Origin of the sequence: Nocardia sp. NPDC060249 (assembly GCF_042728755.1) — a bacterium.
Taxonomy (GTDB): domain Bacteria; phylum Actinomycetota; class Actinomycetes; order Mycobacteriales; family Mycobacteriaceae; genus Nocardia.
In genome coordinates, this window is record NZ_JBHXAQ010000002.1 from 324,829 (window position 1) to 338,338 (window position 13,510).

Consider the following 13,510-nt stretch of genomic DNA (forward strand, 5'->3'; position numbering starts at 1 on the left):
CCCGACGACCAGTCCGGCTGGGCTCACGGTCTTTTCACGCCGGGGAGCAGGCGCGCCGAACGACAGACGAAGTGCAGATCGGAGTTGGACAGTGCAAGCAGGTGGGACGTCCGCGGATTACGTGATCGTCGGCTCCGGATCCGCGGGGGCGGTGCTCGCGAATCGGCTCAGCGCCGACCCGAGCACCACGGTCGTGCTGTTGGAGGCAGGTCCGGACGACGACGACAAGTTCGCCCATATCCCGGCCGCGTTCTCGAAACTGTTTCGCAGCGAGCGTGATTGGGACTATCTGACCGAGCCGCAGGCCGAACTCGGCGACCGGCGGATCTACTGGCCGCGCGGCAAGACCTTCGGCGGCTCGTCCTCGATGAACGCGATGATGTGGGTGCGTGGTTTCCGTGCCGACTACGAGGAATGGGGGCTGCTGGCAGGCGAGAAGTGGAACTTCGCCGCCGCGGTGGAACAGTTCCGCAAGATCGAGAACGTCCAGGACGCACAGTTCCCCGACGAAGGATCCAAGGGTCCCCAGCACGTGCAGCGCCAGCGCAGCCCGCGCGCCTCGACGCACGCGTTCCTCGAGGCCGCGCGCCAGGCGGGCCACGAACTCGAATCGGCGAACCGGCCCGCGCCCGAGGGCTTTACCCAGACCATGGTGACCCAGCGCGACGGCAGGCGCTGGAGCACGGCCGACGGGTACCTGCGTCCGGCGATGAAGCGGGCGAACCTGACCGTGCTGGCCGAGTCGCTGGCCACCCGTGTGCTGTTCGAGGGCACCAGAGCCGTGGGCGTCGAGTACCGCAACGGCGAGCAGACCCGCACCGTGACCGCGAATCGCGAGGTCATCCTGTGTGGTGGCGCGGTGAACAGCCCTCAGCTGCTGCAGCTTTCGGGCATCGGCGATCAGGACGAGCTGAAAGAACACGGCATCGAGGTGATCGCGCACTCCCCCGAGGTCGGCGCGAACCTGCAGGACCACCTCATCTCGGCGCTCGGCTACAGCGTGGACTCGGATTCGTTGTTCACCGCGGAGAAGCCACTCGAACTGATCAACTACCTGGTCCGCCACCGCGGCATGCTCACCTCCAATGTCGGTGAGGCGTACGGTTTCGTGCGCAGCGAGCCCGACCTCGAGCACCCCGACCTGGAGCTGATCTACGCTCCGGCGCCGTTCTATCACGAGGGTCTGGTCGAGGCCACCGAACACGGTGTGGTGCTCGGCGCGATCCTGCTCCGCCCCCGCAGCCGCGGCAAGATCAGCTTGGCCTCGGCCGATCCGACGGCCAAGCCGGTGATCGATCCGCGGTATCTGTCCGATGCCGAGGGTGCCGACCGGGCCGCGCTGACCGCCGGACTTCGGGTGTGCGCCGGGCTGGCCGCGCAGCCCGCGCTCAAGAGCGCGCTCGGCGCGCTGATCTACCCGCCGGAGGCACCCGAGGATCTCGAGGCGGCCATCGCGCTGACCATCGAACAGTTCTCGCACACCCTGTACCACCCGGTCGGCACCTGCCGGATGGGCACCGACGCCGCCAGCGTCGTCGCCCCGGACCTGACGGTCCGCGGCGTCGAGGGGCTGCGCGTCGCCGACGCCTCGGTGATGCCGTTGATCATCCGCGGCCACACCAACGCCCCCGCCATCTTCATCGGCGAACAGGCCGCGGACTTCATCCTCGCCGAGGCCTGACGGAGGTGATGGTGGCGTGCTGGCAACGGCGCGCCACCATCACCACTCATGCTCCCGCGAGGCCGAGCGACGCGGCCGCGAGCAGCAGGTACGGCAGCGGATAGCCCAGATCCGCGTACCGACGCGCTCGCAACACCGTGAATTCGGCGGCGACGAAATACAGCACGAGCCCGGCTGCGGCTGCCACCGCCAGCGGCCGATAGGCCAGACCGGCGAGCAGACCGAGTCCACCCGCCGCTTTGATCAGGGCCAGCGGCGTGAGCGTCCAGGGCGCGATGCCGTAATGGCGCATGTTCTCGCGTACCCAGTCGGCGCGAACGACGTCGACCAACGCGGCCGCCAAGGCAGCGACGGCCGCGAGCACGGTGACGACGAGATAAGTGGTGTGCATCGGATCAGATCCTCCGGTTTCGGTGATCGGCGCCTCTGTCATGGTGGAGACAGCCGTGACGGGACAGCGAGTGCCGTCCTCGGAGAGACGACCGGCGCGAGCGAAAGGTGACCGATGCGCACTGACCGGGGCGAAGTAGCGGCGCGCGCGTTCGAACAACGGCGCGATCGCCTGTGTGGCGTCGCCTATCGGATGCTGGGCTCGGGAGCCGAGGCCGAGGACGCGGTCCAAGAGGCGTGGTTGCGCTTGGCCAAGACCGACATCGAGATCGCCGATCTCGACGGCTGGCTCACCACAGTGGTGTCGCGGATCTGCCTCGATATGCTGCGCGCCCGTACCCGTCGCGCCGAGGTCGCGGCCCCCGAGACCGCCGTTGCGGTGGCGACCGGCGTCGGCGTGGATCCCGAAACCGAAGCGCTGCGGGCGGATTCCGTCGGGCGGGCGCTGCTGGTCGTTCTCGACACGCTGGGCCCCGAGGAACGTGTCGCTTTCGTGCTGCACGATCTGTTCGCGGTGCCGTTCGCCGAGATCGCGCCGATGCTCGGGCGCACGCCGGCCACCACCAAGAAGATGGCCAGCCGGGCCCGGCTGCGTGTGCACGCGCCCGCACAGGCCGAGCCGACGGAACTGCTCGCGCACCAGGTCGCGGTGACGGCCTTTGTGCAGGCTGCCCGAGAGGGCGATCTCGGCGGTCTGCTCGCGGTGCTCGCACCGGATGTGGTGCGCACCGCCGACCCGGCGGCGCTGTCACCCGGGATGGCCCTGGTCGTGCGCGGCGCCCGCGCCGTGGCCGAGGGCGCGCTCGCGCTGCGGCGACGTTCGCGCGACGCGGTGCTGGTGCTCGTCGACGGCACGCCCGGACTGGTGGTGCCGGGGGCCGGCGGACCGGATTTCGTGGTGACGTTCCTCGTCCGCGGTGGGCGCATCACGGCCTACGACGTGGTGGCCGCGCCGGATCGGTTGGCCGCGCTCACCCTGTCGCTGATTCCCTGATCAGGGCCGCGAAGCACCCGAACTTCCCCGTTTCGGCACTCGATGCAACGGCGCAGCCGATGCATCGATCACGTCAGAAGGCAGGAACGCGGGCGAACCCCAACGGTGGAGTCGGCACGGGGCCCGAACGCAGTTCGTGGCGGAAGTCCGGGAGCAACGGCAGCACGTCGACATTGCGGGCCGCGTAGCAACGCACCATCGGCAGTGCTCGCGAGACCTCCGCGCGTTCGACCGGCTCGGAGTCCACGAACGCGAGTGAGTCCAGACCGAGGCCCAGGGTGCCGGCGATGCGGACGATCGAGGCGGACTTGCGCCCCCAGCCCACCTCGACCGCCGAGAACATCTCGTACAGACCGTGGCGGTACAGCGTGTGCATGGTTCTGGCTCGGTCACCGCGCGCGGCGACAGCATGGAGCACACCGCGCTCGCTCAGTTTCGTCAGCGTGCGCAGTGCCGGTGGGCGCGGCGTGGTGCCGGTCTCGTCGTGGACGACACCCTCCCACAGGGTCTCGTCCAGTTCCCAGACCAGACAACGGACGGCAGGTCGCATGGCGCTGAACTCTACAACCACTGATAGCGAAGAACCAGACTTGTGATCCGTCACTGCGGCGGCGGCCGGGGGTGGGCCCCCTACCCAGAACCTGACAATCCATTCCGGTTTCGTTTGTAGTTCGTTAGGGTGGGGTTCGCTGGACAGCGGGGGGGTACAGCCGAAACTGGCGAAGGGAACACAGATGTCCGTCCACAATCCACCCCGACCGTCGCTGACCGTCTCGGGCAAACCGATGTCGTTGCCACTCAAAGACGTTCGCGCACTCTCGCGGCAGATGGTCGGCCATTTCGTCGCTACCGTCGCACCCTGTGGCACGCTGCCCGGTGACGCCATCTCCGGCGATGTGACCACGATCACCCGGATCTGCCTGGAATTCGCCGTCGGCATGCTCGACGGGCGTGACGTCCCGAGCCAGCTACAGCGCCTGCAGGACGCGGCGGGGGCGTGGGCCAGGGAGGGCGTGCCGATCGACACGATCCACCACTCGATCGCCGAGGGCTTCAAAATCGGCCTCGACCTCGTGGTATCGAGCGCGTCGGGCAAGGATTTCGACAGTCTGGTCGGCGGCGTCAAGGTCGTGATGGAGCTGCTCGACACCATCACCGCCCAGATCTCGCTGGCCTATGTGCGCGAGCTGCGCGGTGTGGTCAGCGAGCACCACACCGCCGTTCACACCCTCACCTCGGCCCTGCTCGGCGGACACAGCACCTCGACGATGGCCCGCGAATGCGGCATCACCATCGCCGAGACCTACGCGGTCTTCGCCCTGGCTATCCCCCAGCACCGCGAAGAAGCCAACCCGGCGCTGGATTCGAAGGTCGTCGCCCGCCGCAAGCTGCGCCGGGTGCAAGCCGAACTGGCCAAGCGCTGCGGCGACTCGGCATTGTCGCTGCTCAGCGTCGACGGCGGGACGGTGCTGATCCCCGCCGACGCCTTCGACCGTGAGGGTCTCACCGCGCTGGTCGCCCAGCTCTCCCAGGCAGCCCAGGTCGGCATCACCGCCGCGATGGTCGAAACGAGCACCACCGGGGTCCCCGATGCCGCCGACCAAGCCCACGAACTGCTGGACATGGTGCAGCGCCTCGAAGTGACCTCGGGTCTGTACCGCTTCGACGAGCTCGCCCTGGAATACCAGCTGACCCGTCCCGGCCCCGGCCGCGAATTCCTCGGCTCGCTGCTGGATCCGCTGGATCAGTACCCCGAGCTGCTCGAGACCCTGCAGCGCCACATCGCCAACAACCTCAACCGTCAGCGCACCGCTCGTGTGCTGCACGTGCACACCAATACGGTCGATTACCGGCTCAAGCGCATCGGCCAGCTCACCGGTTTCGATCCCACCCAGCCCTCGGGGCTGTGGTACCTGCGTTCCGCGCTGGTCGCGCGCAGTTACCGCTCCGTTGCGGCCTGATCCCGAATACGGCGAAGGCGCTGCCCACCATGGTGGGCAGCGCCTTCGTCGTTCTCAGCGCCCGCGGGTCAGAGTGAGCCGCCGCCACCGACCAGCCACGGGTTGAACGCGCAGGTCAACTGCGGGTTCTGCACCGGGTCGAGCGCGCGCAACGCGATCGAGAGTGCCCGCGGCGAGTACATCATCGTCAGGTGATCGGAGATGTCCTGTTCGCAGCCGTCCTGCAGGGTGATGTTGTGGACCGTGGCCCCAGGGCCCGCTTTCATGAAGGTCAGTTCGTAGGGATTGGTCACCTCGTCGTATCGCGTGCCGACGATGGTGTAGTCGACACCGGCGACGGTGTCACCGCCGGCATTGAGGTTGTTGACGAAATCCGAGCCGATTGTCTGCTGGATACCGGCGTGGCCGACGAAGATCTCGATCGGACCCAGGATGTCGATGCCCAGGTTGTTGACCATGCGACCCAGGGCGCCGATGCCGTCGAGGCTGGTGCCGTGATGGGTGGCGCCGAAGGTGATCAGCTTGTTGACCTTGGCCGCGCCGCCCTCGAACTTGGTGTACCAGTTCGCCATCGACCCACCCTGCGAGTGCGCGATGATGTCGACCTCGTCGGAGCCGGTCGCAGCCAGCACGCGATCGACGAACGCCGCGGTCTGCTTCGCCGAATCCTGGATATAGCCGGTGCCCATCACGCCGGGCAGGAACGAACCGAGCCCGCCGCCTTCGACGATATTGGACCGGCCGTAGTTGAACGTGAACGTGCAGTAGCCTGCGTCCTTGATCGGCTGACCCATGTAGGCGTAACCGTTGTAGGCGTTCATCCAGGTGCCGTGCAACAACACCACCGGGCGCGGATGCTGCGCGGTCGGCTTGCAGTTCCAGTCGTTCGTCCCGGGCGCGGCAGCATCGGGGTTGCCGAGACCGTAGGCGAACGCGGCGAGGAACGCCGTCGACGCCGGTCCGTACGCACCGGGGTCGGAGGAATAGCCACCCGAGGAACCCGAGCTGGAACCCGAACCGCCGTAGCAGTCGCCGGACCCGTTACCGGATCCGGCGCCACTGCCGGAGGTGCACGCCGACCCGGACCCGGCGACCTGCCGACCTTCGGAGACGATGCCGGCAAGATCCTGCTCGGTCGGCGCCGAGGCAGGAGCCGCGCTCGCCCCCGGCCCGGTGAGCACCATGGAGAGGGCGCCGACTCCGGCGAATACCGCCGTGTGCAGCGTGCGCCTGCGACTGGGAGATTTCATGTGTTGACTTGTCTTCCTGTGCGATTCGAATATTCGCCGCCCTTTTCTGCCGGGAGAACGAATGGCTTGTCGAAACCGCCCAAAACATAAGCCGCAGAATTCCTTACGAGACGATTGTCACGCGCGGTCTGGGTAGGTCACCACAGGCCCTCGAAAACTGCCATGACAGGGCACAGGAAAATATTCAGCACTCGCTACGCGCCGCGACTCCGAGAAGTCTCTGGTCGAGCCACAGCATCACCTCCGGATAGCCGGTCGCCGCGCCGATGATGTGCTCACCGAGCACCCCGCGATACACCGCGTTCGCCCCGAGTTCGCACTGCTCATCGTAGAGATTGCGCGCACCCTCGGCGGGAATCCACCACTCCTGCTCGCCGTTGTAGATGTAGAGCGGAGTCGACGACCGCATTCCTTGCATCCGGGTGATCTCGTAGATGTCGGTGGCCAGTTCCGAACGCAGCGGGTCGGCAATATTGGCGCCCACATCGATCGGCAGGTGCAAGATTCCCGGCACCGCGAACACGCTGGCGCACGTATCTTTCATAATCGAGGTGGTGACCCAGCGCCCGAGATTGTTCATCGCGGCGAGGATTTCGGGTCGCTCCCGGCCGATCGCGAAGGTCGCGGCCATAAAAATTCCGGACGCGAGGTTGGCATTCATACTGCGCGACAGGATTTCGAAGTCGGCGGGCACGCCGCCCAGTGCCGCGCCCACGATGGCGTCGGCCAGTTCCGGTGCGTAGGAATCGATCAGTTTGGCCGCACCGTGGGTGGCGATGGCGCCCCCGGAATAGCCGGTCATCGCGAATCGGCTGTCGCCGTAGGCCGCGGGGTCGACACCACGCACCGCCCGGATCGCATCGAGCACCGCGTGCCCGGCGACATACGGTTCGGCGTAGGCCATCCACGGGCCCTCGTGGTCGGGCACCAGGACGGCGTATCCGCGCAGGACCGCCAGCTGGGTGGTCGGCGGAATGAACTCTGTCGCGCTCGACTGCGTTGTCAGGCCGTGCGCCAGTGAGTAGCCGGGAGTGCACTCGCGACCGAGCGCGTCGATCGGCAGGTTGTTCACCAGCACAGGACGATCCCCCGGCCCGGTCCACTCGGTGGCGGGCACGATCAGGGTCGCGGTGGCGTAGGACGGTCTGCCGTGGGCGTCGTCGGTGCGGAACTTCAGCAGTGTCGCCGAACGGATGGGAACCAGGGTCAACCAGGCCGCGGACGCGGTGACGTCGCGGGATTCGATCAGATCGCCGGGCGACAACTCGTCGAGCCCGGCCGGCCACTGATCGAAGATCGGATCGCCGACCGGCGACGGGAGCACCGCCGCGTGCAGTGCCGTGAGTTCGGCCGCCGGATCGGCGGCGTTCACCGGGATCGGCGAGGGGATCACCTGGTCGATCCAGCGCTGCAGATCGGGCAGGAAACCGGGTGTCCCCACCTGCGGCACCGGGAATTCCTGGGTCGGCGGCGGCTCGGCGGCCGCGGTGCCGACCGCACAGGAGCACAGCAGCAGCATCGAACCGATAAGTACTCGAACAGATCTCATGGCACACACGCCTTCGGGTGGCAACGGATTCGTCGATGACGTGCCACCATGCGGTGCTCCGACCCCCGCCGAAACTCCCCCACCGCGCCGTCGTCAGATCCTTCACGCTACGGTGCGGGGCGAACGGACTTCGGCGTTGTGCCCGAGTCGTGTGCGCAATGCCGCTGTATCGCAACAAGAATCGACCGCGACGGCGCGAATCGGCCCGGATTCGCCTCGGGGCGAGCGGATCCGGGCCGAGAGAAACCTGCTCAGCAGGTGCTGGGCGCCGCTTCCCCCCGCAGCCGGGCGTCGAGCCAGCTCAGCGCCGAAGGCAGGCCGAGCACCGCTGCGGTCAGATGGTCCGGGGTCGGTGTCTGCTGGCTGACCACCTCGGTACCCGCGGCACACCAGCGATGGGTGGTGGCGGTGATCGCGTCGACCGGAATGAGGCCGTCGATCGGCGAATGCCATTCGAACACCGGCATCGTCGGCGCGCCCTGATACAGCTCGAGGCTGTTCTCCTCCACCACGGCGCGGGCTTCGGGATCCTGCACCAGTGAGGTGGTGGCCGCGAAGTCGAGGATGCCGCGCCCGGCTCCCGCCCCCAGGATGTCATTGGTGCAGGCGTCACGGATCGACGCGCGGGCGGCCAAACCGCTGGCATTCATCTGATCGCTGATCGGGAACCGCTGGGGGTATTCACGTTCCAGCCCGATCCCCGCGGCCAGCGCGAGACCGAACACCGGATGCGAACCGAAACCGAGGCCCTCGAGCATCGACACCAGGTTCATCGGCACTCCGCCCATCGCCGCACCCGCGATCTCGAGCTCGGGCGCGTACTCGGGCTGCAGCGCCGCTGCCCACGCTGTCGCCATGCCGCCACCGGAGTACCCGGCCATCGCGACCCGGCTGCCGGCCACCCGCAACTGCTCGACCCGGCGCACCGCGCGGATGCCGTCGAGGGTCACCTGGCCACCCAATTTCGCTGCGCCATAGGCGAAATTGGGTCCGAGGTGATCGGGCACGGCCATCGTCCAGCCGCGCGCGAGCGCGTAGTTCCAGGCGACTGCCTCGCGCACCATCAGGTCGGGGTCGTCGGTGTAGAGGACCTTGGAGACCGAGCAGCGTGTGCCGAGTCCGTTGATGATGTGCTGGTAGGACAGCACGGGGGCGTCGGTGCGGTGGTTGTTCGGCTGCAGCACCGTCGTCGTCGCGGCGATCGGCTCGCCCGCGGAATTGGTGGAGCGGAACTGGATCAGGGTGATGGTCGCGTCGGGGAACATGGCCAGCGGCGGCATCTGCCGCACTCCGAGTACGTCGCCGGGCTTGTGCTCGGCGAGGCCGGCGGGCTGGCTGTAGAAGGGGTCGGGGTCGGCGGTCGGATACAGCGGTGTGGTGTGGCCCGCCGCGGCGGGGACCACGGTGAGCACCGCTGCCGCCAAACAGATCAATAGTGTTCGGCCCGGCCGGCTCTGTCGTGCCGCGGCTAACCGGATCATGCGGCTGTCCCTCCCGTGTCGCTGCTGTCGAGACCGATCTTCGCCGGTACCGTGGCACCTCGTCGACGGGTCGCCGCGAACATCGGCGGAGCTCACAACCTCGCCTGGGTGCGGTTGTGACCGGAGGCAGCACGCCGATATGCGGACGCACCGCCACGGCGACAGGTGGATTGTGAGATCTCCAAGCGAAATCGGAACGTGTTCCTCTCGATGGTGCAGGACCTACCGTCGAGTAGGAAGGCGCTCACCAGTGCCGGGGCGAAAGGAGCACGCCATGATTCCCACCGACGAGAACATCGCCGCCACCCTCCACCGCATCGACCCGAGCGAGATACCGACCCGGCGGATCACGGTCTACTTCGACGGTCCCACCCCCGAGGACGCACTGGTCCTGCAATACTCCGCGACCCAGGCCGAGGCCTGGGAGTTCACCTCGGCGGCCGTACATTCGGGCCTGCTGGTGACCGTCGACGGCAACGTCGGCCCCGGCCTGCGCCGGTTGCCCTGCCGGTCGCTGTGGCACTGACGCTCGCGGCACCGAGGCGCCGTCCGCACTAGGCTGGCACGGCGGGCGCGGCTCGCGGTGACAGAAAGGGCATTCGTGACACGGTGGCAGTTCCCGCTCGCACTGGCCACGGTGGCCGTCCTCACCGGCTGCGGCTCGGCCGACACCACGGAGGTAGCCACTGCGCCGAGCACCACCGCCCCGGTAACTACCACCAAGCGGGTGCCCGCCACCATCGCACCGCCCACCACCACCGTCGACCCCTACGCGGGCCTGCCCCTCATCGACCACGTGACCTGGACCGAGAACGTCGACGGCCCCCGCCTGCTCGTCTTCCCCACCCAAGCGGGCCGCAAAACCGCCGCGCCCGGCACCGATGAACTGGCGTGGCAGGAAGTACGCGCCCTCGACGCCGACGCCGACGCGCCGGGCATGCGCGACCAGTTCGTTTGTCACTGGGTTTGGGCCAGGATGGTAGCGCCCGACAAGCCGAGCTGGAATCTCGAACCGTGGCGCCCCGACGTCGGTTATCAGGCCACGGTGGCGGCGAACTGCAATCCCGGCGGCCCCGAACGCTGATAGGAGCATCCCATGCGCATCGTCATCGCCGGTGGACACGGCAAAATCGCTCTCCTGCTCGCCCAGGCACTGACCCGGCGCGGCGATCACGTCCACGCGCTCATCCGTGAACCCGGCCAGGCCGCCGATATCGCCGCGACCGGCGGCGTGCCGGTGATCTACGACATGGAACGTGACACCCCCGCCGACCTCGCGGCCGCGGTCGCCGGTTCGGACGCGGTGGTCTTCGCCGCCGGCGCGGGCGCGGGCAGCGGTGTCGCGCGCAAGTACACGGTCGACCTCAACGGTTCGGTACAGCTGGCCGACGCCGCCGAGCACACGGGCGTCGCGCGGTTCGTGCAGATCTCGACAATGGGTGCAGGCAGCCCGCCCGCGCCGGGGACCGATGAGGTGTGGGCCGCCTATATCGATGCCAAGACCCGTGCCGAGGAGGACCTGCGGACTCGCGAGCTGGATTGGACGATCCTGCGACCGGGCCGGCTCACCGACACCGAAGGCAACGGTCTGATCACGCTCGGACCGCCGCCGATTCCGCGCGATTCGGTGCCGCGCGCCGATGTCGCCGCGACGCTCGCGTCGATCTTGGTCGCGGACAATACTTTTCGGCGCACACTCGAGCTGGTCTCCGGGTCACTTCCGATCGAGACAGCTATCGCGGCAATTTGATAGCCATAAATTAACTATCGCACTATTTTTCGCCCCTCGGCCGCGACTGCCGGCAACTCGTGCCGCATTGTCGTCTCCCGATGGACGCAGCGATCCGCCGGTCACGCCACTATTCGAGCAGCACGCATGACGGAGGTGGTGACGCCACCCTGGATTCGCCGCTCAGAAGCGGGGAAATGCACCGCATCGAGACGGAATCGATCGTGCAGATGTGCTTGCATCTGAAAGTCCCCCCGTCCTAAACTCAGGGCCGCAACACAATTCAGGGGATAGTCAGGGGAGGCCGCGAGCGGTACACCCGGGGCCAGGATTGCCTTGGGTTTGCCACTGCCTGAGTAGCACAGGGGCATTTACATGAATAACACCACGGGCCGGTTCGGCCTCGCTGATCGCGCCCATCCCGGCACTGCACGATGGTCGAGGGAAAGCGCGGTCGCCTTCGTCATCGATGCCGTGGAATCCACCGGCGCGGCGACCCGCAACGATTTCGATATCGACCGGATCGTGACCACCGCACACGAACTGGCCGATGACTGGGATCTGCAAACGTTGAGTCCCGATACTTTCTGGCGTATCGCCGCCGGCTGTATCCGGTACTGACAACGAATCGGTACCCGCGGATCGACTGGCCCGCCCCCTGCGCGTAGTTCGATCAGTTCTCCGTGCCCGATTCCACCCGACTGATCAGCACCGCTGTGCTGTCAGTCCCGCTGTGTCGTCAGTCCCGCTCCGCGTAGGACAACAGAATCTCGCGTGAGCGATCCGGCCGTTCGGCCTGGACGCTGAGCTGATCCATCACCGACAGATACATCGCGAGGTCCTGGCGACGCTCGAGATAGAGCGCGCTGGTGAGTTGCTCGAGGTAGACGATGTCGGGCAGTTCCGGCTCACCGAAGCGCAGAATACTGAACGAACTGCCCGCCGCCGCGTGCCCGCCCGCCGAGTACGGCAGCACCTGCACCGTCACGTTCGGCAGTTCCGAGAGCTCGGCCAGGTAGCGCAGCTGGGCCCGGTGTACCTCGCGCCCACCGATCGGGCGATGCAGTACGGCTTCGTCGATCACCGCCCACACCACCGGCGGGTCGACCCGGCGCAGGACATCCTGGCGTAACTGCCGAACCTGGACCCGACGGTCGGTTTCGGCGTCCTCGAAACCGAGGGTGACGATCGCCCTGGTGTACTCCGGCGTCTGTAACAGGCCGGGTACCAGCTGCGCCTCGTAGGTGCGGATCTGACTGGCCGCCTGCTCGAGCCCGAGATAGGTGCTGAACCACGACGGCAGCAGATCGCTGTAGCGATGCCACCAGCCGGGCTCGCTTGCCTGCCTGGCCAATTCGAAGAACGCGGTGCGTTCCACCGGGTCGTGCACGCCGTAGAGCGTGAGCAGATCCCGGATGTCGCGTTCCTTGAAACCCGTGCGGCCCAGCTCGAGTCGGCTGATCTTGGCGTGTGAGCCGCGGATCGCATCGCCCGCGGCCTCGCGGGTGATGCCTTTGCTCTCGCGTAGCTTGCGCAACTGGCCACCTAGCGCGATACGCAACACGGTGGGGCCACGGTCGACAACAGGTTGTACGCGACCGATCTCGTCGGGTTCAGCCGTCATGGACCCAGATCCTACCGATTACCCGGTGAGGTAGTCGAACTCTCCGGCCTTCGCGCCGCGGATGAATGCGTCGATCTCGGGCCGGGTGTAGAAGATCACCGACCCCTGCGGGTCGCGCGAGTTGCGTACGGCGACCGAGCCGTCGGCGGCTTCGGCGACCTCGACGCAGTTGCCGCTGGGGTTGCTGTAGGTGCTTTTGCGCCACGCGCCGTCTCCCGGGCGTTCACGCTGATCATGCTGCATTCCGGACATACCGCACTCCTCGTTGTCGAATGATGCCCACCGGTACGAAAGTTGCAGATGCACGCACAAACGTTCTTGCATCTGCCTTGCGCGATGGGGACATTAACACGCGAAACGCCACCGCGCACCGGTCGGTACTTACCCGACGTCATGACCGGGGCCAGGCGCCGGCCGTCTCGTCCAGCCCCCTGAATTCGTAAGCGCCGCAACCCCATCGCGACCCGACACGGCCACAACGAGCGTGCAGATGTGCTTGCATTCGAAAACGGACCGCCCGTAGACTCAGGCCGCAAGATCACCGGGAGGTACGTCGGCTCCACCAGCCGGGCAGGCCTCCCGTCGCCGAATGGGAGGGGACTCGATGAGCAGTCCGTTTCAGCGACACCTCGGTGCCGCAGGCGCACCGCCCACGGCGTGTAGCGACGAGCCGAACGGGCTCACCTACCGTCAGGCACGCGAGATGCTGAGCCAACACGACATCCACGGTCCGCAATGTCGCCAGTGGCTGGCCGCCGCCGCGTACCTGTCTGCGGGGCTGGACGACGAATAGTGCGGTCGTAACGTCTTCGTGCTGGTCAGGCCGGTTCCGACAGGTCATGCTGGTGGGC

The 13,510-nt window shown here is 67.3% G+C and carries 15 protein-coding genes; 8 read left to right on the forward strand and 7 right to left on the reverse strand.

Annotation, left to right across the window (positions count from 1 at the left end):
• The first annotated feature begins 91 nt into the window (after positions 1-91).
• The gene (locus ACFWFP_RS09105) at positions 92-1,681 is read left to right on the forward strand and encodes a GMC family oxidoreductase (protein WP_379294190.1); all 1,590 of its coding nucleotides are present in this window, start codon (positions 92-94) and stop codon (positions 1,679-1,681) included.
• A gap of 46 nt (positions 1,682-1,727) precedes the next feature.
• Here ACFWFP_RS09105 and ACFWFP_RS09110 read toward each other — a convergent pair whose 3' ends face one another.
• Positions 1,728-2,072: a DoxX family protein gene (locus ACFWFP_RS09110; RefSeq protein ID WP_379294191.1), complete on the reverse strand. Its 345-nt coding sequence runs from the start codon at positions 2,070-2,072 to the stop codon at positions 1,728-1,730.
• A 114-nt stretch (positions 2,073-2,186) separates the two neighbouring features.
• Here ACFWFP_RS09110 and ACFWFP_RS09115 point away from each other — a divergent pair, with 114 nt between their 5' ends.
• Positions 2,187-3,065: a sigma-70 family RNA polymerase sigma factor gene (locus ACFWFP_RS09115; RefSeq protein ID WP_379294192.1), complete on the forward strand. Its 879-nt coding sequence runs from the start codon at positions 2,187-2,189 to the stop codon at positions 3,063-3,065.
• Between the two features lie 73 nt (positions 3,066-3,138).
• Here the strand turns inward: ACFWFP_RS09115 and ACFWFP_RS09120 are convergent, their stop codons facing one another.
• Complete coding sequence (locus ACFWFP_RS09120; protein ID WP_379294193.1) at positions 3,139-3,615, reverse strand: HAD-IIIC family phosphatase; 477 nt, start codon at positions 3,613-3,615, stop codon at positions 3,139-3,141.
• 184 nt (positions 3,616-3,799) lie between these two features.
• Here ACFWFP_RS09120 and ACFWFP_RS09125 point away from each other — a divergent pair, with 184 nt between their 5' ends.
• Positions 3,800-5,026 (forward strand): PucR family transcriptional regulator, encoded by a 1,227-nt coding sequence (locus ACFWFP_RS09125; RefSeq protein ID WP_379294194.1) that lies wholly within the window; start codon positions 3,800-3,802, stop codon positions 5,024-5,026.
• A 68-nt stretch (positions 5,027-5,094) separates the two neighbouring features.
• On the opposite strand, the gene ACFWFP_RS09130 is transcribed toward ACFWFP_RS09125, so the two are convergent.
• The 3 genes from ACFWFP_RS09130 to ACFWFP_RS09140 all read right to left on the reverse strand — a co-directional run bounded on the left by ACFWFP_RS09130 (position 5,095) and on the right by ACFWFP_RS09140 (position 9,306).
• On the reverse strand, positions 5,095-6,276 hold the full coding sequence (locus ACFWFP_RS09130; RefSeq protein ID WP_379294195.1) for an esterase/lipase family protein: 1,182 nt from the start codon (positions 6,274-6,276) through the stop codon (positions 5,095-5,097).
• Positions 6,277-6,460: 184 nt separating this feature from the next.
• Complete coding sequence (locus ACFWFP_RS09135; RefSeq protein ID WP_379294196.1) at positions 6,461-7,825, reverse strand: lipase family protein; 1,365 nt, start codon at positions 7,823-7,825, stop codon at positions 6,461-6,463.
• 251 nt (positions 7,826-8,076) lie between these two features.
• Positions 8,077-9,306, reverse strand: a complete 1,230-nt coding sequence (locus ACFWFP_RS09140; protein WP_379294198.1) for a lipase family protein — start codon at positions 9,304-9,306, stop codon at positions 8,077-8,079.
• A 274-nt stretch (positions 9,307-9,580) separates the two neighbouring features.
• Between ACFWFP_RS09140 and ACFWFP_RS09145 the strand changes: the two genes are divergently transcribed.
• From ACFWFP_RS09145 to ACFWFP_RS09160, 4 genes are all read left to right on the forward strand, one after another.
• Positions 9,581-9,832: a hypothetical protein gene (locus tag ACFWFP_RS09145; RefSeq protein WP_379294200.1), complete on the forward strand. Its 252-nt coding sequence runs from the start codon at positions 9,581-9,583 to the stop codon at positions 9,830-9,832.
• Positions 9,833-9,907: 75 nt separating this feature from the next.
• A complete protein-coding gene (locus tag ACFWFP_RS09150) occupies positions 9,908-10,390 on the forward strand; it encodes a DUF2599 domain-containing protein (RefSeq protein ID WP_379294201.1) in 483 nt (160 codons plus the stop codon).
• 12 nt (positions 10,391-10,402) lie between these two features.
• Positions 10,403-11,056 carry an NAD(P)H-binding protein gene (locus ACFWFP_RS09155; protein ID WP_379294202.1) on the forward strand — a complete coding sequence of 218 codons (654 nt, stop codon included), beginning with the start codon at positions 10,403-10,405 and terminating at the stop codon, positions 11,054-11,056.
• A gap of 354 nt (positions 11,057-11,410) precedes the next feature.
• Positions 11,411-11,656 carry a hypothetical protein gene (locus ACFWFP_RS09160; protein WP_379294203.1) on the forward strand — a complete coding sequence of 82 codons (246 nt, stop codon included), beginning with the start codon at positions 11,411-11,413 and terminating at the stop codon, positions 11,654-11,656.
• A gap of 118 nt (positions 11,657-11,774) precedes the next feature.
• Here the strand turns inward: ACFWFP_RS09160 and ACFWFP_RS09165 are convergent, their stop codons facing one another.
• Positions 11,775-12,659: a helix-turn-helix domain-containing protein gene (locus tag ACFWFP_RS09165; protein WP_379294204.1), complete on the reverse strand. Its 885-nt coding sequence runs from the start codon at positions 12,657-12,659 to the stop codon at positions 11,775-11,777.
• Positions 12,660-12,677: 18 nt separating this feature from the next.
• Positions 12,678-12,911, reverse strand: coding sequence for a DUF397 domain-containing protein (locus ACFWFP_RS09170; protein WP_056817490.1), 234 nt, complete (start codon positions 12,909-12,911; stop codon positions 12,678-12,680).
• A 352-nt stretch (positions 12,912-13,263) separates the two neighbouring features.
• Between ACFWFP_RS09170 and ACFWFP_RS09175 the strand changes: the two genes are divergently transcribed.
• Complete coding sequence (locus ACFWFP_RS09175; protein ID WP_067445892.1) at positions 13,264-13,452, forward strand: hypothetical protein; 189 nt, start codon at positions 13,264-13,266, stop codon at positions 13,450-13,452.
• Positions 13,453-13,510: the final 58 nt, after the last annotated feature.